This is a genomic window from Nocardia sp. NPDC050406, assembly GCF_044459025.1.
Classification (GTDB): Bacteria; Actinomycetota; Actinomycetes; order Mycobacteriales; family Mycobacteriaceae; genus Nocardia.
In genome coordinates, this window is record NZ_JBITIM010000002.1 from 540,705 (window position 1) to 561,645 (window position 20,941).

General features: G+C 67.3%; 19 protein-coding genes. 6 read left to right on the top strand and 13 right to left on the bottom strand.

Going from position 1 to position 20,941, the window contains the following annotated elements; all coding sequences use genetic code 11:
• Window positions 1-4: 4 nt before the first annotated feature.
• A complete protein-coding gene (locus tag ACIBH2_RS15765) occupies window positions 5-1,324 on the bottom strand; it encodes an APC family permease (protein WP_397117899.1) in 1,320 nt (439 codons plus the stop codon).
• Window positions 1,325-1,463: 139 nt separating this feature from the next.
• Here ACIBH2_RS15765 and ACIBH2_RS15770 point away from each other — a divergent pair, with 139 nt between their 5' ends.
• Window positions 1,464-2,345, top strand: a complete 882-nt coding sequence (locus tag ACIBH2_RS15770) for an alpha/beta fold hydrolase (RefSeq protein WP_397117901.1) — start codon at window positions 1,464-1,466, stop codon at window positions 2,343-2,345.
• Here the strand turns inward: ACIBH2_RS15770 and ACIBH2_RS15775 are convergent.
• From ACIBH2_RS15775 to ACIBH2_RS15815, 9 genes are all read right to left on the bottom strand, one after another.
• Window positions 2,330-3,001 carry a molybdopterin-dependent oxidoreductase gene (locus tag ACIBH2_RS15775; RefSeq protein ID WP_397117903.1) on the bottom strand — a complete coding sequence of 224 codons (672 nt, stop codon included), beginning with the start codon at window positions 2,999-3,001 and terminating at the stop codon, window positions 2,330-2,332. The genes ACIBH2_RS15770 and ACIBH2_RS15775 overlap by 16 nt on opposite strands.
• 98 nt (window positions 3,002-3,099) lie before the next feature.
• Entirely contained in the window at window positions 3,100-3,240 is a 141-nt protein-coding gene (locus ACIBH2_RS15780) for a hypothetical protein (protein WP_397117905.1), read from the bottom strand.
• 72 nt (window positions 3,241-3,312) lie between these two features.
• Window positions 3,313-5,451 carry an MMPL family transporter gene (locus ACIBH2_RS15785; protein ID WP_397117907.1) on the bottom strand — a complete coding sequence of 713 codons (2,139 nt, stop codon included), beginning with the start codon at window positions 5,449-5,451 and terminating at the stop codon, window positions 3,313-3,315.
• Complete coding sequence (locus ACIBH2_RS15790; RefSeq protein WP_397117909.1) at window positions 5,448-6,641, bottom strand: peptide synthetase; 1,194 nt, start codon at window positions 6,639-6,641, stop codon at window positions 5,448-5,450. Before ACIBH2_RS15790 ends, ACIBH2_RS15785 begins: the two co-directional genes overlap by 4 nt.
• Window positions 6,642-6,676: 35 nt before the next feature.
• Complete coding sequence (locus ACIBH2_RS15795) at window positions 6,677-7,720, bottom strand: NAD-dependent epimerase/dehydratase family protein (RefSeq protein WP_397117911.1); 1,044 nt, start codon at window positions 7,718-7,720, stop codon at window positions 6,677-6,679.
• Entirely contained in the window at window positions 7,717-7,986 is a 270-nt protein-coding gene (locus ACIBH2_RS15800; protein ID WP_397117913.1) for a hypothetical protein, read from the bottom strand. Before ACIBH2_RS15800 ends, ACIBH2_RS15795 begins: the two co-directional genes overlap by 4 nt.
• Window positions 7,983-9,659 (bottom strand): fatty acid CoA ligase family protein, encoded by a 1,677-nt coding sequence (locus tag ACIBH2_RS15805; RefSeq protein WP_397117915.1) that lies wholly within the window; start codon window positions 9,657-9,659, stop codon window positions 7,983-7,985. Before ACIBH2_RS15805 ends, ACIBH2_RS15800 begins: the two co-directional genes overlap by 4 nt.
• Window positions 9,656-10,567 (bottom strand): hypothetical protein, encoded by a 912-nt coding sequence (locus tag ACIBH2_RS15810; protein ID WP_397117917.1) that lies wholly within the window; start codon window positions 10,565-10,567, stop codon window positions 9,656-9,658. The genes ACIBH2_RS15805 and ACIBH2_RS15810 overlap by 4 nt, the downstream gene beginning before the upstream one ends.
• 1 nt (window position 10,568) lies before the next feature.
• Window positions 10,569-11,381, bottom strand: coding sequence for a 3-oxoacyl-ACP synthase III family protein (locus ACIBH2_RS15815; protein WP_397117919.1), 813 nt, complete (start codon window positions 11,379-11,381; stop codon window positions 10,569-10,571).
• A gap of 689 nt (window positions 11,382-12,070) precedes the next feature.
• Between ACIBH2_RS15815 and ACIBH2_RS15820 the strand changes: the two genes are divergently transcribed.
• Complete coding sequence (locus tag ACIBH2_RS15820) at window positions 12,071-12,994, top strand: SMP-30/gluconolactonase/LRE family protein (RefSeq protein WP_397117921.1); 924 nt, start codon at window positions 12,071-12,073, stop codon at window positions 12,992-12,994.
• A gap of 63 nt (window positions 12,995-13,057) precedes the next feature.
• On the opposite strand, the gene metG is transcribed toward ACIBH2_RS15820, so the two are convergent.
• Entirely contained in the window at window positions 13,058-14,617 is a 1,560-nt protein-coding gene (metG, locus tag ACIBH2_RS15825; protein WP_397117923.1) for a methionine--tRNA ligase, read from the bottom strand.
• A 67-nt stretch (window positions 14,618-14,684) separates the two neighbouring features.
• Between metG and ACIBH2_RS15830 the strand changes: the two genes are divergently transcribed.
• Together ACIBH2_RS15830 and ACIBH2_RS15835 are read left to right on the top strand one after the other, a co-directional pair.
• Window positions 14,685-15,512, top strand: coding sequence for a TatD family hydrolase (locus ACIBH2_RS15830; RefSeq protein WP_397117925.1), 828 nt, complete (start codon window positions 14,685-14,687; stop codon window positions 15,510-15,512).
• Between the two features lie 298 nt (window positions 15,513-15,810).
• Entirely contained in the window at window positions 15,811-16,938 is a 1,128-nt protein-coding gene (locus ACIBH2_RS15835) for a transglycosylase family protein (RefSeq protein ID WP_397117927.1), read from the top strand.
• Between the two features lie 31 nt (window positions 16,939-16,969).
• On the opposite strand, the gene ACIBH2_RS15840 is transcribed toward ACIBH2_RS15835, so the two are convergent.
• Entirely contained in the window at window positions 16,970-17,737 is a 768-nt protein-coding gene (locus tag ACIBH2_RS15840) for an SDR family NAD(P)-dependent oxidoreductase (RefSeq protein ID WP_397117929.1), read from the bottom strand.
• A 157-nt stretch (window positions 17,738-17,894) separates the two neighbouring features.
• On the opposite strand from ACIBH2_RS15840, the gene ACIBH2_RS15845 reads away from it, so the two are divergent.
• Both ACIBH2_RS15845 and rsmA read left to right on the top strand, forming a co-directional pair.
• The gene (locus ACIBH2_RS15845; protein ID WP_397117931.1) at window positions 17,895-19,055 is read left to right on the top strand and encodes a lipase family protein; all 1,161 of its coding nucleotides are present in this window, start codon (window positions 17,895-17,897) and stop codon (window positions 19,053-19,055) included.
• Window positions 19,056-19,258: 203 nt separating this feature from the next.
• Entirely contained in the window at window positions 19,259-20,137 is an 879-nt protein-coding gene (rsmA, locus tag ACIBH2_RS15850; RefSeq protein ID WP_397117933.1) for a 16S rRNA (adenine(1518)-N(6)/adenine(1519)-N(6))-dimethyltransferase RsmA, read from the top strand.
• A gap of 58 nt (window positions 20,138-20,195) precedes the next feature.
• Here rsmA and ACIBH2_RS15855 read toward each other — a convergent pair whose 3' ends face one another.
• Window positions 20,196-20,723: an LpqN/LpqT family lipoprotein gene (locus ACIBH2_RS15855; RefSeq protein ID WP_397117934.1), complete on the bottom strand. Its 528-nt coding sequence runs from the start codon at window positions 20,721-20,723 to the stop codon at window positions 20,196-20,198.
• Window positions 20,724-20,941: the final 218 nt, after the last annotated feature.

The following is a 20,941-nucleotide window of genomic DNA, read 5'->3' on the forward strand; positions in this document are numbered from 1 at the left end:
TGATTCAGAGCTTCTCCGCCTGCGGCGCTGAGTGGTTCACGGTCCGCCGCGCGCGGAGGGTGTTCGCGATCGCGAGCAGAATGCCCAGTCCGACCAGGACGAGCCCGCGCGCCCACACCGCCGCGTCGATTCGGGTGAACAGGAACAGGCAGGAGATGATCCCCAGCCAAGGTACGACGGTCGGTATCCGGAAATGGTCGGGCTCGCCCGGATCCCGGCGCAGGATGAGGACCGAGCAGTTCACCGCCGTGAACACCACCAGGAGCAGGAGCACCAGGGTTTCGGCCAGGGCCGCCACCTCGCCGGTCAGGGCCAGGACCAGGGAGATCGACGAGGTCACGAGCACCGCCACCCAGGGTGTGCGGCGGCCGGGGAGGATGCGGGTCAGCGCCGCGGGCAGCAGACCGTCGCGGGCCATGCCGTAGGCCAGCCGTGAGGCCATGATGCCGGTCAGTAGCGCGCCATTGGCTACGGCCACCAGGGCGATCACACTGAACAGCCGGTCCGGCACGCCACCCGCGAGCCGGACCACCTCGAGCAGTGGACCGCTGGAGCGGGAGAGTTCGTCGGTGGGTACCGTCGCGCTGGCGACCACGCCGATTGCGACGTACACGAACCCGGCCGTGAGTAGCGCGCCGAAAAGCGCTGTGGGATAGGAGCGTCGGGGGTCGCGGACCTCCTCCGCGAGATTCACCGAGGTTTCGAATCCGACGAAGGAGTAGAACGCCAGCACCGTGCCCGCCAGGACCGCCGGTACGACGCCCCGCTCGGGGGTGCCCACCTGGGTGAGTCGGGTCAGGTCGCCATCGCCGCGCAGCATGATCCAGGCACCCAGGCCGATGACCAGGAGCAATCCGCCGAGCTCGATCGCGGTGGCCGCCACATTCGCGCGCAACGACTCCTTGATTCCTCGAATATTGAGCGCCGCCAGCGCCGTCAGGAAGACGACGACGACCAAGGCCGTCGGCCAGGAGACCAGTGCGCGCAGATAATCTCCGGCGAACGCTCGGGCCAGTGCTCCCACCGAGACCAAGCCACCGGCGAGCATGCAGAATCCGACCAGCGAACCGGCCGCGGGGCCGAGGGCCTTGGTGGCGTAGTGCGCCGAACCGCCCGCGCGGGGGTATTTCGTCGCCAACTCGGCATAGGAACCCGCCGTCAACGTGGCCAACCCCAGTGCGATGGCCAGCGGCAACCACACCGCCCCACCCGATTCCTGTGCTACCGAGCCCACCAGCACATAGACCCCGGCACCGAGCACATCGCCGAGGATGAAGAAGTACAGCAGCGGTGTACTGACGGCTCGCTTCAGGGAATTGGGCATACCGACCAGATACCCGCGCGTCGCACTCCGAAGCGGTTTCCCGAGCAATCGAGAGGCAACACATAGCGGTCGGGCGTTGTGATACGTGCATACCATTTCCGTGGTATGTTCGTATCATCAAGATCGCAAAGGGGAGATCATGGCGAGAATCGGGCGGTTCACCAGCGACGAGGCGAGGGACAACTTCTTTCGCCGCTACGACGACGCGGCCGCGACATGGCCGGTGCCTTCGACCGACATCGATGTCGAAACCTCGTTCGGGACAACGCGAGTGCGCAAATCTGGGAGTGGGGAGGGCGCGCCGGTCGTGCTCTTGCCGGGGATCGGTGGCAATGGACTGGTGTGGAAGCGGTTCATCGAGGAGTTCTCGCGCGACCGGGTCGTTTACACGCCGGATGTCATGGGCTGGGCGGGCCGCTGTGTGCAAACCGCGCCGTTGCGCGATGCGGAGGATGTCGCGATGTGGATGGGAGAGGTGCTCGACGGCTTGGGTGAGCAGCGCGTCCACCTGGCCGGAAATTCGTTGGGCGCGTGGCTGTCCGGGGCCATCGCGGTGTATCGCTCGCAGCGGTTGGCGAGTCTGACCATGTTCGAGCCGAGTGCCGCGATCTTCGCCAAACCGCGGCTGAGCCTGTTGTTCAAATTCGTGGTGGCGGGGATGCGGCCGACTCCGGAGCGGATGCGCAAGTTCAACAAATGGCTGATGCCCGGCTTCGAGCTCAGCGACGAGGAGTTCGCGGTGGCCATGGCGACCATGAAGTTTCGGATCGCGACGCCGTGGGATCGGCCGTTCACCGATGATCAGTTGGCCGCCATCACCGCGCCGACGCTCATTCTCTACGGTGCCGAAACGGTCGTCAGCGACCCGGAAGTCGGGTCTGCCCGCGCCCGCAAGCACATTCCGTCGGCCGAGGTCGAGATCTACCCCGGGGTCGGCCACGATCTACTGTGGGCGAACCCGGGCCAGATCATCCCGCGTTTCCTGGATTTCGTCGCCAGTCACGATCAGGTGCGCGCCTGAACCGAACCTCGGGCGCTGAGGGCGCGGATCGGGGCGATCAGCCACCGGTAGACCGGCCGGACCAGTCGGCCGGAGAGGTACCGGTGGCGTTCCTCCTCCCAGACTCGTGCTCGTGGATGGCCTGAGATGGGGGAGTACCTGTCGGGAACCGGGGGCTCCGTGGTGTGAAGTTCGATGCGGCACAGGTGTTTCGTGTTCATGAACCCGTACTGCCTCGGACTCACCAGCCGCAGCGGAGCGCCGTGGTCGCCATTGAGCGGCTGCCCGTCGAGGCGGTCGGCGATGAGCACATCGTCGGCCAGGGCGTCCTCGAGCACCGCGACCGCTCGAAACCCGTCGAGCCCCTCGAAAACGATATGCGTGATCGTCGCCCCCGGCTCGATCAGCGGCGCGATCCGCTCCCGATAGAACGGCGCGAACGAAACCCCTTCCCACCGCAGCCCGGTCGCCGACCACCCTGCGACGCAATGGAAGTCGGCCGCCACCTCTCGCCTCGGCATCTTCGCCAGATCATCCGCCGATACCGTCGCGGTCTCCACCACCGCCCCACCGATCTCGATCACCGGCTCGGCGGGCACCGGTGGCGGCGGATGATGCAAATGCGTCCCGAACCGCGGAAACCCCTCGACAGCGCGTTGCCCCGGTGGAAGTGCCATGTCGATCCTCCTGTTATACGGTGCCGTATAACAGGGACAATACTCCCGATCAGGCCGCCTGCCTTGAACAGATCGGCAACGTCACATTGATGAGCGGCTCAGCGTTTACGCGCCCGCGCGGAGCGCATGAGAGCGGTGATTCGCTCCGGCCGGTGTGCTCCATTGAGTTCGGCGATCAGCTCATCGGGGCAGAGTTCGTAGAGGTCTCCCCACCAGCGGCGAACCTTGTTGTCCCACACGCGGTATCCGCCGGGGACACCGTGTGCGACGTAGCGTCTGCGGCTGATGGGAGACTTCCTCGTGGCTCGGGATCAGGGTGCGGCGGGAACATTCTCGTCCGGACGTGCGGTGGGGGCCAATGGTTTTGGTGGGGTGGGGCGGCCGGGCATCCACCAGTTGGCTTCGCCCATGAGTTTGACCAGGGCTGGGACCAGGAGCATGCGGACGAGGGTGGCGTCTATGAGGAGGGCTGTGACCATGCCCAGGCCGAGGAAGCGCATGGGGGTCAAGGGGGAAAGGGTGAAGGCTCCGGTGATGAGGATGAGGAGGGTGGCGGCGGCGGTGATGGTGCGGGCGGTTTGGATGGTGCCGGTGCGGACGGCGGTTTCGGTGTCGGCTCCGGCGTCGTGGGCCTCCTTCATGCGGGAGAGGAGGAAGACCTCGTAGTCGGTGGAGAGGCCGAAGACGACGGCGATGATGAGGACCATCATTCCGGCGGAGAGCGGGCCGGGGGTGATGTGCAGGAATCCGGCCAGGTGGCCCTGGTCGAAGATCCAGGTGAGCACGCCGAAGGTGGCGGCGAGGCTCAGGAAGGCCATGAGCACCGCCTTGAGGGGCAGGACGATCGAGCGGAAGGCCAGCAGCAGGACGAGCAGGGTGGCGGCCACCATGACCAGCAGCATCCACGGCATGGCGGCGAGGACGGCGGTGACACTGTCGGCGGTGGCAGCGCTCTCGCCGCCCACGGTGAGCACAAGGCCGTCCAGGTCCAGGGCGCGGATGTGCTCGACGGTCTCCTGCGCGTCGGGGGAGCGGTCGGGAGCGCGCAACGCCGTATGGATGATGGCGGCATCGTCGCGGGTGCCGACGTGCACGGCCTGGCGCACACCGGGAACCGCGCCGAGCTCGCGCAGCGCCTTGGAGATGGCGGCGGGAGCCGGTGTGGCACCGTCGGTTTGGCGCAGCAGCACCGTCGCGCCACTGTTGGCGGCGGGGAACTCGGCACTCAATTCCTCGATGGCGGCGCGTCTTTCATTGCCCGCGGGCAGGGCGGTGTGGTCCACATCGCCGAGCCGGACACCGGTCAGCGGTGCGGCGAGCACCAGCAGCAGCGCGCCCACGGCAATGGCGACCGTGCCGGGCCGCCGCATGACCGCGGTGACGACGCGACCCCAGAACCGTTGTGCGCGTTCCTCGGCGCGTTCGTAGGCGTCCGCACGCCAACTCCAGGTGCGAATGCGCGGACCCAACAGCATGAGGGCGGCGGGCAGGGCCGAGACCGACAGCAGCGCGGCCAGCGCCGCGGCGGCGATCGCACCGAAGCCCAAGGACCGCAACACCGCCTGCGGGAACACGAACGTACCCGCGAAGGCGCACATGAGCAGCAATGCCGAGAACGTGACCGTCCTGCCCGCGGTGAGCAGCGCGCGGGTGACGGCCTCGTCGACCGAGCGCCCCTGCCCCAGCTCCTCCCGGAACCGCCCGACCACGAAAAGCCCGTAGTCGATGGCCAATCCGAGCCCGAGCAGCGACACCACATTCATGGCGAACACACTCACCTCGGTGAAGTGCGCGATGATCCCGACCGCGCCGAGCGCGCCGACCACCGCCAGCGTGCCGACGGCCACCGGCAGCAGCGCCGCCATGATCCCGCCGAACACCAGCACCAGCACGATCGCGGTCAGCGGAATCGAAATCGCCTCCGCCACCACGAGGTCGCGCCGTGACTGATTGCTGATCTCATCCGCGAGAGCGCTGTACCCCGTCAGCCGGGTGTCGATCCCCGCCACCTCCAGGGACGCAGCGATCTCGGGGTATACGGCGATCCGCCGATTGTCGTCCCCGGCCGCGAACACCACCGCCAACGCCTGCCGCCCGTCGGCCGAGCGCAGATACTGCTGTCCCGCACTATTCCAATAGGTTTCGACCGGACGGTCCAGCAGGGCCGGATCTATCCGCCCCACCGCCTCCTGAATCCTCGGCCCGATATCGGCCAGCGTCTGCCCCTCGGGCGCGGTGTAGATCGCGATGATGTCCGGATTCTGCGGCCCCAGAGCATCTTTCACCCACCGATCCACCGCCGTGGACTCACTGCCAGGATCCTGGAATCCGGCCGCGCTCACCTTCGAGGCGAGCCCGGTCGCGAACAGCCCGCACACCAGCGCGAACAGCACGGCTGCCGCCAGCACCACTCGCGGGCGGGCGACCACCACCCGCGCCCACGCGTTCACGACGCCGCCGAATCCGACTGTGCGAATTCGGTTTCCAGGGTGTGTGCGATGCGATCCAGCAGCGCCTCGAGCCGATCCGGTATCCCGCGCCCACTGCGCGCCGACACCGTGAGCTCGGTCCGCCCACCGCATTCGGTCAGCCCGAACAGCAGCGGCATGGCCACGCTGTGCTGCGGCAGAATCTTCACCGAGGTCGGCGCGAAGCCCGGCACCGCGAGTTCGTCGAGGTCGTAGCGGCCCATATGCGAGACCGTGGCCGAGGCGAGGTTGTACCCGAACCGCGAACCCGCGAAATTCAGCGTTCGCAGCAGCGAACGGCCCACGGCGAACGGCAGTTTCGTCAGCCCGCTGTTGTCCATCTGGTTGAGTTCGCGCTTCTCCCGCAACCCCGTGCGCTTCAATTCGTTGAGCTGCTTGGCATCCACGCCCGGCCGCACATCCAGGAACAGCGGCAGCGCCAGATTGGCGGTGGACCGCAGCGCCGGATCGTGGCGGCGCAGATCCACCGGAATCATGATGCGCGACTTGGGTCCACCCTCCTCGACCAGAATCGAGGCGACCCGCATGAGCGCACCCGGCCCGGCGGCGTGAATGGTGCGGGTGCGCAACAGATGCCGGTGCTCCCCGGGATCCTGCCGCCCCTTGCCGACCGCGGAGCGGAAGGTCGGACTCATGAGCGTCGGGCGACCGGGCGCACCGACCTTCTGCACCAGTTCGTAGTCGGCGACCGGATCGGCCGCGCCCTCCGGCTCCTGTCCGCGCAGCACCCGCAGCACGTCGAGCGCGAACATCACCATGCCCATGCCGTCCATGACGCCGTGGAAGACCCGGAACACGATGGTGGTGGTCTCACCGGTGAGCAGCAGCAGTTCGACGGTGGACTCCGGCGTCGGCCCGATCGGGCTGGTGAGCACCGGATCCGCTTCCAGCTCAGGGTATTGCAGCGAGTGCTGAACGACCCGCACCGCCGGAGCGACCCCGCTGTCCACCCACCACTTGCCGTCGCGCACCAGTCGCGCACCGGGATTCGCCGCGGCCGCCACGGAGACCGCGCGCCGCAGCTCCTCGGGGTCGATCGCCCCCGTGCCCTCCACCGCCAACTGCATGAGGAACGGCGGAGCCAGATCCCGCATGGGGAAGTAGAGGAATTCGGTGGGGGAGATGGGTCGACGGAAGGTGTCGTTGCTCATAGCTCGCCTCTGCTGCGCGGTCACCGACGAGACGGTCACCGAATGTTCTTGGTCAATTCCTCGACGCCGCCCTGGGTTTCGAGCCAGGCCAGGAGTTCGTGCAGTCCGGTCGCGCGATCCACCACCGGCACGTAGCCGAAATCGCGGGCGGCGGCCGAGGTGTCGTAGGTGGCCGTGCGGGTCATCAACGCCACCACGTAGCGCGACAACGGCGGCGACCAGCGGGTGGCCACAGCCGGTATGCGCCAGATGGTTTCGATCACCGACACCACGGCGTTCAGCACCCGCTGATTCGGCTGACGCGTGGGCTTGGCATATCCGAGCTGCCCGGCGACCTCACCGAGGAAGCCCCACACATCGGTGCGCTCCGCGTCGGCCACGAAGTACGCCTTGCCGCCGACCTTGTCGGAGGAGGCGGCCTTGACCGCGGCGTCCACGATATTGTCGACATGGCACAGCGAGGCGTACACCTGCTTGCCGTACGACAGATCCGGCAGCGAACCGTCCGCGGCCTTGCCGAGCAGCCGCACGATCGGCCCGCTGCGGTCACCCGCGCCCCAGATGGCGCGCGGGCGCAGCGCACAGGTGGTGAAGCCCTCCGAATTCGCCGACAGCACAGCGCGTTCCGCGGCCGCCTTGGTCTCGGAGTAGAGGTTCAGGTACCGGCTCGGATACGGCAGCGACTCGTCGACATTCACCTGATCGCCGCCATCGCGATCCATGAGCGCGCTGGGGCTGGAGATGAAGACGAATCGCGAGGCCCCGTTGCGCCGAGCGGCAGCCAGCAAATGGGTTGTGGCATTGACGTTCTCGGCCCAGAACTGTTCCCGGGTGCCACGCTCGTCCACCCGGGCGGCACTGTGGAACACCACATCCACGCCCTCGGTGGCCTTGTCCAGCGAGCCCGCGTCGGTGAGGTCGCCGGTGATCACCTCGACCCGATCGAGCACCCCCTCGAGATCACCGAGATTGCTGGTGGGCCGCGCCAGAATCGCCACGTCGTAGACGCCATCGGCGACCAGCCGACGCACGATCGCTCCACCCAGGAACCCGGACGCACCCGTCACGAGCGCTTTCATGCCGCCTCCTGCGTCTTCCACCAGGTGAGTCCGAAGATCTGGGTCAGCACGGCCGTCTCCACCGGGGACTTCCCACTGCCCTCGGCCGCGCGCAGGGCGGCCGGAATCTGGGCCGCGTGCACGACCACGCTCAGGAACACATCGATCCACCAGACCGCCCGCAGCAGCCTGTTGGCGGGGGCACGACCGGTCAGGGCGGCGAACAACCCCGCCGCGACGTACAGCCAGCCCAGTACCGGAATCGCCCGCAGCGCCAGCACTTTCATCGCTTCTCCGTCCCTAGTTGCCGCTCGGCCCACTCCGCCAACTGCTCCCGACCGATCTTGGCATTGTGCCGAATATCCACCGGGAACTTCGGATGGAACAGGAATCGCGAAACCTTGGCGGTGACCTCGAATTCGGCCGCCCGCTGCCGCAACGCCACCGAGATCGCGTCGACATTCGCGCCCTGGTCCGCCTCCACGCACAGCACCGGCTGCTGATTGCCGCGCGGACCGACGCCGACCAGCGCGGTACGAGCCACGCCCGGCACGATATTGAAAACCTGCTCCACCTGCACGCTGAACATGGGCCCGTCGGCGGTGTGCACGCGCTGACTCTTGCGGCCGCAGAACCAGATTCTCCCCTCGGCATCGATCCAGGCCAGATCGCCGGTGCGATGCCAGATCACCTCGCCGTCGGCGATCTTGCCCGCGACATTGGCCTCGCGCGGCCAGTAGTACCGGGTGCTCACATTCGGCCCGGACACCACCAGCTCGCCGATTCCATTGGTGGAGTACAACTCCGAGGCCAGCTCCTCGGCCTGCGCCCACGTCGGAATCGGGTCGTCGGTAATGGCCACCACCCGGGCGCGCACGCCCTCGCTCGGCCGACCGATACAGGTACCTTCCCCGCGCTGGGCCCGCTCCACCAATCCGCTGAACAGCTCCCGCGATTCGATGGTCGACATGGGCAGCGCCTCGGTGGACCCGTATCCGGCGTGAATCTCGGCGTCCGGCTCCAACACCTCGCGCAATCCGGCGATACACCAGTTCGGCACCGGTGCGCCACCGGAGTAGATGCTGTGCAGCGTAGGCACTTTCGCGCCGGTCGTCTCCAGATGCCGTAGCAGCGGAATCAAGACGGCGGGCGAGGCGAACATGGTCTTCACGCCGAACCGGTTGACGGCATCCACCACATGCGCCGGATCGGTGGATCCGACCCGGCTCGGAATCAGCGGCGGCAGTACGCATCGCGAGCCGAGCAGCATATCGAGAATGCCGACCAGCGGCAGCGTGATGAGCGAGGTGTCCGGCGGCACATGGCCGCGCGCGGCATCCACCTGCGACACCATGGCGGAGAGGTTCCCGTGCGTCATCTCCACGGCCTTGGCCGGACCGGTGCTGCCGGTGGTGTAGGCGATGAGCAGCAGCTCGTCATCCGGTGCGGGTTCGCGCGCGGGCAGCTTCCCGGAGGGCGTCCTACCCCAGCTGGCCAGCGTGGGTCCTCCCCAGAACCAACGCTTGCCGACGGTCACGGTCACCCGCACACCGCGGAAGTAGCGCCGGAACAGCACCCGCGCGGCATGGGCGGGCGGAATTCCGATGAACGCCTCGGCGTCGGCGGCCCGCAGACAGCGCAGCATTTTGCGCAGCCCCATACCCGGGTCGATGGCCACCGGCACCGCGCCGATCTTCAACAGCCCCAACATGATCGCGTAGAGCTCCGGGCTGGGCAGTACCAGCACGATGGTGCGGGTGCCCCGCCCGACACCGGCGGCGGAGAGCCGCTCGGCAATGGCGTCGGACCAGGCATCCAGCCCGCGGTAGCTCAACGTCCGGTAGTCGGGCAGCCCGGCCGCGGTCTTGCCGTCCGGGTAGATCACCGCCTCCCGGTCCGGCTGGTCGGCCACGACCGCCCGAAAGCGGTCGATGGCCTTCCAATACGTTCCTGCGGTCACGCGGAAGCTCCGACGAGGGCGGGCAACCGGTACAGCACCGCCGCGGCCGACGGACCGGCACCGGCGGCGACGAACAGCACCTGGGTGAATCCGCGCAGCGAATCATCCTGTGCCGCAGCGTCATAGGCCAGCGACAGGGCGGCGGTGTGCGGATCACCTTGGGACAGATCGGGGGTGCGCACCTCGGCGATCCCCAGCTCGGCCGCCAGCCGGGCCGGGAACTCCGGGCTCGGCGTCGAAGCGATCAATACCGTTGTGGCGGCATCGAATGCGACGGCCTCGTCGAGCGCCGCCCGCGCCGCCCGCCCGGCGACCTCGAGCAGCCGGTCCTCGGCATCGGCCTCGCGGTGCACGGTCATGAGCCCGCGGCCCGCGGTGCCCATGGTGGCCACATCGACATACGACTCGACGGCGGGCGTACCCGCACCCTGCACGGTGTGCACCCGGCCGAAGCCCTCCGGCTCGCCGGTCGACTCCAGCAGCAGCGCGGCACCCGAAGTGGCATAGGGGAATTCGTCGTCGGCGGCGCCGCGCGTCAGCGACGGGTGGGTGTCACCCGAGACCAGCAGCACATGGTCGGCGCTGCCGGTAGCCAGCACCGACTGGGCCACCTGCACGCCATTGAGCACGCCGACCGCGCCGTTCATGAGGTCGAAGGAGAACGAGCGCGGATCGTCCTTGGTGTAGTCCAATCCGATTCCGGCGGCCTTCTGGATCAGCGCCGACACGGCCGGTTCCACGGTGTTGGAATCGCGGAAGATGCCCGTATTGATCAGCACGCCAACCTGTTCGGGTCGCACGCCCGCCCGCTCCATGGCCTGCTTCGCGGCGCGGGCGCTGTGCTCCACGACGCTGAAGGTATCGGAGGTATCCCGGCTGGTTCCGGTGGATTTGATGCGCACGCCCATGTCAGACCTTCAGAGACGAAATCGTGGTGGACAGGAATCCGGCGACCACACCGGAGGCGGCCGGGACCATGAGGATCTTGGATCCGGCCGGAATCGCTTGCTGGCTGAGATGGTCGTGCAACACGATGAAATGCGAAGTGCTGGAGGTGTTTCCGTACTTCTGGATGACGTTCAGATCCGGCGGCATCGGGCTGCCGAATTCCCGCTCGGCAATGGCGTTCATGAACGGAATCGCGCCCGCGCCGAACTGGTGGTGGATCATGTAGTCGAAGCCCTCGGCGGCGAAATTGTTGCCCTGCTTCTCCAGGTAGTTGCCTTGGGTGTCGGTCCACAGCAGGAAGCGCGACTCGTTGTGCATCTTCCGGTTGTCGGTGTAGAGCGCCACACCCTGGGACTTGTCGCTCGGCATGCCCAGGCACAGGTGCGAGAACTCCGAGGCGGTGGTCAGCTCGATGTAGTGGATCTTGTCGTTGTCGTCCACCGCTTCGTCGAGCACGACGGCCGCGCCGGAATCACCGACGGTGAGGGACGCGAATTGCGGATCGTATTTCTCGGAAATCTCCTCGACGGCGGTTTCCGCAATAGGTGTGATGGCCTCGCCACTGACGACGATTCCACGCCGAACCACGCCCGAACGAATCATTCGATCGAGAATGTAGGTACCGGTCAGCATTCCCGCGCACGCATTCGACAGATCGAATGTGATCACATCGTCGCGAGCCCCGATAGCGCGGCCGATAGCGCCCGCGAACGACGGCTCCATATACATCTTGGTGCCATCCTTGGACCGCGTGATCGAGGTGGAGATGATCACGTCCAGATCCGATGCACCATACTGTGACCTGGAAAGACAGTCCTGCACGGCATTCATTGCCAGGACGAAGGAATCCTCGACGTTATCGGGCTCGGTGGAACGGAACCGCCGCTCCTTTACGCCCGTGATTTTTTCGAGATCGAAGCCCGGTGTCCCTTTCAATTGGGAGATCAGTTCTTCGGTGGTGACGCGTTTCGACGGTAGGTACGCGCCGATCGCCTCGAATCGAGAATGCGACACGGAAACTCCTCGGAAGTAGGGGAGCAATTCATTCGATAGCGGGGATGCATTGAGGCTACCCGACGGTAACTAGCGTCGCGACCGCTCGGAGGGCCGCCGACTGTCTGGGACATGTCGATCCATCGAGTTTTGTATTACTGTCGGTTGCAGATAGACGAACCACCCCGGCAACCGGTCGATTCGCGCGAACGAGCTGCGGATTGTGTGAAAACTCTGAGAGTTCGGCCAACGCGCGGTTACTCGTCGCGGATGGGGTAGATGTCCGGTCTCGATTATCGGACTGATGGTTTCGCTGTGAGAGACTTCACCGCGCTGACCTCTATAACGGCACGGTGGCCACAACTGGTCCGTACCAGTCTCGAGGCGGCGGGCAAACTGTCTGGGCGACAGTGGTTTTCGCTGTACAGCTGGCGGTGGTTTTTGGGTGCCAGCACGATTACCGTGTGGGAATGCGAATTCGGGCAGTGCTGACCGGCGGTATCGCCGCCATCCAACTGGGCGTTCTCACAGTCGCCGGAACCGGAACCGCGGCGGCCGATACCGCGCCCCTCGGCTGCGGGCAGTGGAGCAAATCGATCGTGGCCTCCGGATTCGGCGCGCTGGAGAATCTGGCCTTCGACGGGCGCGGCGGCCTGCTGCTCTCGGAGAGTTCGCTGACCGGCTCGGGCGGCGGGCTCCAGCGCCTCGCCGCCGACGGCACCCGCACCCTGACCGCCAGCGTCGAATCTCCCGGCGGCATAGTCGTTTCCGGCGACACCGCCTACGTGAACTCCGGCAATGCGATGCGCAGCGGGCTCGCCGACACCCCGGACGGCTCCATTCTCGCGGTGGACCTCGACACCGGTGCGGTCACCACCGCCGCCTCGGGACTGCGCATGCCGAACGGCCTCGCGCAACTGCCCGACGGCGGCTTCGTCGTCAGCCGTGACCTCGGCTCGGCCACCACCCTCACCCGGGTCGCCCCGGACGGCGGCACCAGCACCCTCGCACCCGGACTGAACTCCACCAATGGGCTCGCCTATGACCCGGCGCGTCGAAAGCTCTACGTATCAACCACTTTCGAGGCGACCACCACGATCGCGGTGATCGATGTGGACAACCTGGACGCCGCGCCCCGGCGGATCACCGTGCCCGGCCTCGGCCCACTCAACTCCGCCGACGACCTCACCGTGGGGCCGGACGGCGCGGTGTACGTGGCGCTCAACGTCGCCGGGCAGATCGTCCGCGTCGATCCAGACAACTCCCGCACGTGCGTTGTCGCCGAAGGGCTTCCGTTCATCACCTCGGTGCGATTCGGCTCCGGACCGGGTTGGGATTCCCGCGCGCTCTACGCCACCAGCTTCCTCGGCACCGTCACCAGGGTGACGCCCTGACGAACGGACGGTGCCGCCGCGGCTGAGGCCGCGACGGCACCGTCGATCGAGAGAGAAACGCGCTTACGCCTTGGGCTCCACGTACTTCGGGAACACCACCTGCGGCTCCGGCAGCGCGGTGCCCGGCTCCAGCGGCGTGGCGATATCGGCGAAGGTGCGCCCGGTCTGGCCCAGCAGGTCGAGGATCTTGTCCGCCGAACCCGGAATCACCGGCTGCACCAGAATCGACACGATCCGCACGACCTCCATGGTCACGTAGAGGATGGTGCCCTCGCGGGCGACATCCTCGGGCGTGCCCGACTTGGCCAGCGTCCACGGGGCCTGCGCGGAGAAGTAGCGGTTGGTCTCACCGAGGGTGAGCCACAGCTGCTCCAGCGCGAGATGGATCTGCTGCTGGTCGTATTCGGCGCGCACCTTGTCGAGCAGGCCGCCCGCCCGCTCCAGCAGCGCCTTGTCCTCGGCGGTGAACTCGCCGGGAGTCGGTGTGACGCCGCCGAAGTCACGCGCCACCATCTTCAGGCAGCGCTGCGCCAGATTGCCGTACTCGTTGGCGAGATCGGAGTTGATGCGGCCGACGATACCCTCGTGGCTGTAGGAGCCGTCCTGCCCGTAGGAGATCTCGCGCAGCAGGAAGAACCGCACCGCGTCCAGGCCGTAGGTGTCGACCAGCTCGGTCGGGTCGACCACATTGCCGACCGACTTCGACATCTTCTCGCCCTTGTTGTACAGGAACCCGTGCACGAAAACGCGTTTCGGCAACTCGATGCCCGCCGACATCAGGAAGGCGGGCCAGTACACGGTGTGGAAGCGCGTGATGTCCTTGCCGATGATGTGCAGATCGGCGGGCCAGAACTTCTGGAAGGCCGCCGAATCGGTATTCGGGAAGCCCGCGCCGGTGAGGTAGTTGGTGAGCGCGTCCACCCACACGTACATGACGTGTGCCGGATCGCCCGGCACCGGCACACCCCAGTCGAAGGTGGTGCGGGAGATGGACAGATCCTTCAGCCCGGCCTTCACATACGAGACGATCTCGTTGCGCCGGGTCGCGGGCGCGATGAATTCCGGCGTGGACTCGTAGAGTTCGAGCAGCTTGTCCTGGTACTTGGAGAGCCGGAAGAAGTAGTTCGACTCCTCGGTCCACTCCACCGGGGTCTTGGTGTCGGTGGAGACGCGGGTGCCGTCGTCGAGGACGGTGGTCTCCTCCTCGGTGTAGAAGGCCTCGTCGCGCACCGAGTACCAGCCCGCGTAGGTGTCGAGGTAGATATCGCCATTGGCGGCCATGCGCTCCCAGATGGCGATGGACGCGGCGTGGTGATCCTCGTCGGTGGTGCGGATGAACCGGTCGAAGGAGATGTCGAGGGCCTTGTCCATGCGCTCGAACACGTCCGAATTGCGGGCGGCGTAGTCCTGCTCCGGAACCCCGGCGGCCTTCGCGGCCTGCTGCACCTTCTGGCCGTGCTCGTCGGTGCCGGTCATGAAGAACACGTCGAATCCGTCGAGCCGCTTGAAGCGGGCCAGGGCATCGGTCGAGATGTACTCGTAGGCGTGTCCGATGTGCGGTGCGCCGTTCGGGTACGCGATGGCCGTGGTGACATAGAAGGCGGGGCGGTCGGATGCGCTCATGGTGTGTCTACTCTAATCGGCGTGCCCTCAGTCGCTCGCCTCAATATCCCTGTAAGCGGTGGTGTCGATGAGTAAGACGCGTCCCGCGCCCGAACCGCCGGAACCGTTGCGCCCGCTGGTGGACGCGCACACCCATCTCGACGCCTGCGGTGCGGCCGACGCGGAATCGGTTGCCGCCATTGTCGATCGGGCCGAGGCCGTCGGCGTCGGACAGGTGGTCACGGTGGCCGACGACCTGGCGGCCGCGCGATTCGCGGTGCAGGCGGCGAATTGGGATCGGCGGGTCTTCGCGGCCGTCGCGCTGCATCCGACGCGCGCCAACGCCCTCGACGACGCGGCCAAGGCCGAACTGGAGAAGTTGGCCGCGGACCCGCGCGTGGTGGCGGTGGGGGAGACCGGGCTCGACTACTACTGGCCCGGCAAACTCGACGGCTGCGCCGAGATCGAGGAGCAGGTCGAGGGTTTCCGCTGGCACATCGACCTCGCCAAGCGCCTCGACAAGCCGCTCATGATTCACAACCGCGAGGCCGACCACGATTTGCTGGCCGTCCTGCTGGACGAGGGCGCGCCCGAGACGGTGATCTTCCACTGCTTCTCCTCCGATGCCAATATGGCCATCGCCTGCGTGGAAGAGGGTTACATCCTGAGTTTCTCCGGAACCGTGAGTTTCAAGAATGCTCATGAATTGCGGGAGGCGGCCAAGCTCGTTCCGGACGAGCAGATTCTGGTCGAGACCGATGCGCCGTTCCTGACGCCGCATCCGTTCCGCGGAGCGCCGAACGAGCCGTACTGCCTGCCGTATACCGTGCGGGCGCTGGCGGAGGTGCGCGACCAGGATCCGCTGAAGCTGGCCAAGATCACCACCGCGAACGCGCGGCGGATCTACGGGATCTGAGCCCGGCGAATCCGGCAATTGCCCCGCATTGATTCTGCGGGAATTGGTGAAGTCCTCGCTTTCTCGCGGGCGCGTTCCGGGCGTGCGGAAGGCGAGGGCTTTCCCGGGAAGACCCGAAGGGTTCCCACAAAGTCGTCCCCAACTCGCGGTATGTGTCGCGTCTCACTATGATGAGCGCGATCGTGATCAACCTGCGCGTTGATATCGGTTCGTTATTGTGAAACGCCCCGGTACGCGCGTTATGGTTGTCAGCTCTCAATACTCTCGTTATCGTACTGTGACCATGCCGGGATTTCCGATGAACGCTCTGACGAAGATCAACTCGTCGCGCTCGCCGTTGCTGTACGGCGCTATCGCGGCGATGCTCGTCACGCTCGTTGTGGGTGCGGGCCTGGCCATCCTCAACCACAAGACGGTGACCGTCGTGGTGGACGGCCAGAAGCAGATCACCAGCACCATGTACCTCGATGTGCGCGGCGCTCTCAAGGCGGCCGGATACGCCATCGGCGACAAGGACGATGTCAGCCCGTCGGCCGGTGCGTCGGTCTCCGACGGCGACACCATCACGCTCAACCGCGCCCGCGAGATCTCGCTCATCGTCGACGGTCAACCGCAGCGCGTGTGGACCACCGCGCTCACCGTCGCCGAGGCGCTCACCAAACTGAGCCTGCCCACCGATGTGTTCACCTCCCCGGCCCGGCCCACGCCGCTGCCCCTCGAAGGCGGGCAACTGCTCGTCACCAGCCCGCGCACCCTCGAGCTCTCCGACAACGGCGGCGCGCCCTCGCTGGTGCGCCTGGCCGCGCCGACCGTGGGTGAATTGCTGAAGGTGCAGGGTCGTCCGCTGGCCAACCAGGACATCGTGGAACCGGCGGCCGACACTCCGCTCACCGACGGCATGAAGGTCGTGGTCACCCGGCGCGTGGTCGAGAACCGCACGGAGCGCGTGCCGTTGGATCCGCCGGAGAACATCATCGAGGACGTCGAGCTCAATATGAGCCGCACCATCGTCGAGAATCCGGGCGTCGCCGGTGTGCACGACGCGACCTTCGCCGTCACCATCGTGAACGGCAAGGAGGCGGGTCGCGAGCTGATCAACTCGAATGTCATCGTCCCGGCGCAGCCGAAGACCATCCGCAAGGGCGCGAAGCCGGGCACCGAGGTGCCGCCGGTGCGCGACGGCGCGACCTGGGATGCGTTGGCCAAGTGCGAATCCGGCGGCAACTGGGCCATCAATACCGGCAACGGTTACTACGGCGGCATCCAGTTCGACGAGAGCACCTGGGCGCGCCAGGGCGGGCTGCGCTACGCGCCCCGCGCCGACCTCGCCACCCGGGAAGAGCAGATCGCCATCGCCGAGGTGACGCGGCAGCGGCAGGGCTGGGGCGCCTGGCCTTCCTGCACCAGCCGAATGGGCTTGAGCTGATTCGACTCTCGGCCGGTGCGGGAGCCGGACGCTACATGAGCGCGCCGCCGTCGACGCGCAGTTCGGTGCCGGTCATATAGCGGCCGTCGTCGGAGGCGACCATGGCCACCACGCCCGCGATGTCCTCCGGCTTGCCGAACGCGCCGCCCTCGAGCCAGCCGGGCAGGCGGGCCATGAGGCTCCAGTCCGCGTCGGCGGGCAGTTCGAAGCCGGAGGTGATGCCGGTGAGAATCGCGCCGGGCACGATATTCACCGCGCGCAGACCCTGTTTGGAGTATTCGAGGGCGAGCGAGTGGGTGAGCGCGTTGACTCCCGCCTTGGACGCGGCGTACGCGCCCACATAGGGCGCCGCGCCGAAAGCGCTTGTGCTGGAGAAGTTCACGATCACGCCGTGCTGGGATTCCAGCAGCTGCGGCAGCGCCGCCTGGATCATGAGGAAGGTGCCGGTGAGATTGACGCCGATCACCTGATTCCAGGTCTCCAAGGACATCTCGTGCAGGTGTCCGGCGCGCATGATGCCCGCGGCGTTCACGAGTACATCGAGGCCGCCGAGGAATTCGACGGCCTGTGCCACGGCGGCGCGGGTCGAATCCTGGTCCGCCACATTCACTTCCACGGTGCGCAGGCGCTCGCGCTGGTCGGCGGGCGCGGCGTCGAGGGTGGAGGTGAGCCCGGCGGTATTGATATCGGCGGCGACCAGGGTCGCGCCTTCGGCGAGTAGTCGCAGGGCGATGCCCTGTCCGATACCGGAGCCCGCTCCGGTGACGAGTACGCGACGGCCGTCGTATCTGCGGTTCATCGCCCGAAATTAGAACAAGTTGCAGTGAGGGTCAACGGTCGGTCGGGTGGTCGGCGCGGGCAAATTGCCAGAGAACCCTCATGTTGGACAAACGTTCAGCTGTATATGCTCTGCCGGTCACAAGATCGTTCTATGGGTCGGGCCCGATGGAGGATTGATGCGAGTGTTCGGTGGATCGACGCGTGCCCTGGCCGCGGCCACGATGACGGTGGGCGCGCTGCTGTTGGCTCCCGTGGGACCGGCGCAGGCCACGACCGAAGGCACTCCGATCACCGTCTCCGCCCAGCCCGAGGGGTGGCGCGGGGTCAGCAAGGGCTACTCGATCGACTACTGGACTACTCGCTCCAACGGAGAACCGGTCCAGGCCAGTGGCGCGCTCATCGTTCCCGACGGGCCCGCGCCCGCGGGCGGGTGGCCGATCATGGCCTACGACCACGGCACCTCCGGGCTCGGCCCCGGGTGCGGCGGGCAAAGCGCCGCAAGCCGATTCAGCCGTCCCAAGGAGGACGCCATCCTCCGGTACTTCGTGGACAAGGGCTTCGCGGTCGTCGCGCCCGACTATCTGGGGCTCGGCGCGTTCGACACCGGGCCGCATCCGTATCTGGAGACGCGGTCGGAGGCGACGGCCACCATCGACCTGGTGAAGGCGGCTCGGGCCGCGCGCTCCGACCTGTCGCGGTCGTGGGCGGTCACCGGATTCTCGCAAGGTGGGCATGCCGCGCTCGGCACCGCGAATCTCCAGTCCGCGCTGGTCCCGGAGCTCGATTTCCGCGGCACGATCGCCGTGGACCCCGCCTCCGATGTCGAGAAGTTCGTGCCGCTGGCCGGGCCGTACGTGCCCGAGATTCCGGGTGAGAACGGCAATGCCATCGACGGATTCGTCGTCAGCATGCTGGTCGGTCTCCGCGCCACCCATCCGGAACTCGATCTCGACAGCTATCTGACGCCGCTCGGCCGCCAGATCTTCGACGAGGCCGGTGCCGAATGCTTCGACGGCATCATCCGAGCCGTCGACGGCGCCTCCGTCGGCGACCTGCTCGCCCGCCCCCTGGGCGACGACCGCTTCCGCGCCGCCGTCGCCGAGTACATGACCGTCCCCACCACCGGCTACGACGCCCCGATCCTCCTGCTGCTCAACGCCACCGACATGGTGGTGCCCTCCCCACTGCACGCCGCACTGGCGGCACAGTTCGCGGCCAATGGCGTGAACTTCTCGACGGTGGTCGGCACCGGCGGCCACACCGAACTCAACCCCCAGATGTGGGCGGCCATGGACGCCTTCACGGCCCGCGTGCTGTCCACCCCGACGCTGCCCTGAATCGCCGCTCCTGACCTGCCGCGTCCCCGAATCCAGCCGTGATTTCGACTGGCGCGCAGTGCCTTCCGAGGCACCATCGCCCGCGCCCGGCGGCGAGTCCTGGGTGACGACGGGGTGGCGGCTCGGTCGAAATTCGTGACGTGGCTGACGACCCGAGGCGGTCGCGCACGGATTGCCCGCGCCTGGTTGGTACGTTTGGCGGCGTGTCCGAGTCCGATGTCGCCCGTGGTCGAGCCGCTCTTCTAGGTCCCGCCGAGGTGCGGGAGCTGGCCGAACGGCTCGGGGTGCGACCGACGAAGCAGCTCGGTCAGAACTTCGTGCACGATGCCAACACCATGCGGCGGATCGTCACCACCGCCGGGGTGGGTCGCGACGATGTGGTGCTCGAGGTCGGCCCGGGGCTCGGCTCGTTGACCCTGGCGCTGCTGGATGTGGTCGATCGGGTGATCGCGGTGGAGATCGACCCGGTGCTGGCCCGCGCCCTGCCGGATACCGTCGCCGCCCGCGCGCCCGAGTTGAAGGACCGCCTCACGGTCGTCCCCGCCGACGCCATGAAGGTCACCGCCGCCGACCTCCCGGCCGCCCCCACGGCCCTGGTCGCGAACCTCCCGTACAACGTGGCCGTCCCCGTCCTGCTCACGTTGATGGCCGAATTCCCCAGCATCCGAACCGCTTTGGTCATGGTCCAGCTGGAGGTGGCCGACCGCCTCGCCGCCGAACCCGGCAGCCGCGTCTACGGCGTCCCCAGCGTCAAAGCGGGCTTCTTCGGCCCCGTCCGCCGCTCCGGCACCGTAGGCCGCCAAATCTTCTGGCCCGTCCCCCAAGTCGAATCCGGCCTCGTCCGCATAGACCGCTTCACCGAATCCCCCTGGCCCCAGGACCCCGCCTTCCGCCAACGCGTCTACGCCGTAGTAGACGCCGCCTTCGCCCAACGCCGCAAAACCCTCCGCGCCGCCCTGGCAGGCTGGGCAGGTTCCCCCGCCGAAGCCGAAAAGCGCCTGCTAGCAGCGGGAATCGCCCCCACCGCCCGAGGCGAGACCTTGGATACCGCCGCCTTCGTTCGCCTGGCCGAGCAGGGCTGACCGAAACGAAACGGGCCGCCCGATCCTGTCGAGGATCGAACGGCCCACCGCTGAAACCTCAGACCGTGACGCTCAACCCGGCGACGATCGCCGACGCGGCCGCACCATCGCGGTCGGTGCGGACGGTGACCGTGAGTTGGACGAGGTACTGGTCGTCGGCCGTGTCGACGACTATGTAGCGGTTGTACGCCCACAGGGTCAGCGGGGTGACGACATAGGTGCCGGTGACGGCGGAGGACGGGAAGCCGTCGAAATCGCCCGTGTGAGTGTCGATTTCGTTCCACTCCGGGAGGCGGCGGGCGTCGGTGAAACCGCAGGCGAGCAGGGTGGCGGGGTCCACCGGCTGGGAGAAGCGGGCGATCATGAGGACGGCGTTGTCGGCCCAGCCGTCCTCGGGAGCGGTCGCCCAGACGCCGGAGGTTCCGGGGAAGGAGGCGGCGTCCAACTGCTGCCAGCCGTCCGGAATCGGGAACGACACCTTCGGGGCTCCGGGCGTCTCGGGGTCGACCGGAGCGACCTGGATACCGGTGGCGGTCAGGTATTCGACAATGCTGAGCAGCTCATCGGGGCCGGTAGGAGTAGTCACGCAGGCGAGTCTGCCATGTGGAACATGAACGCCCCGCCCGGCCACCCGCGCGGGCCGGGATCACCCTCGCCGCGGTCGCCGACGGCCCGGGCCTGCCGGGCGCTCACGATGGATCGACCGGTCCCTGGGCATTTCAGCAGAGCCGGTCGCGATCCATGTCGCGGTGGATCGACCGGGCTCTAGGGCATCTCGGTGGTACCGGTCGGGACCGACGTCGC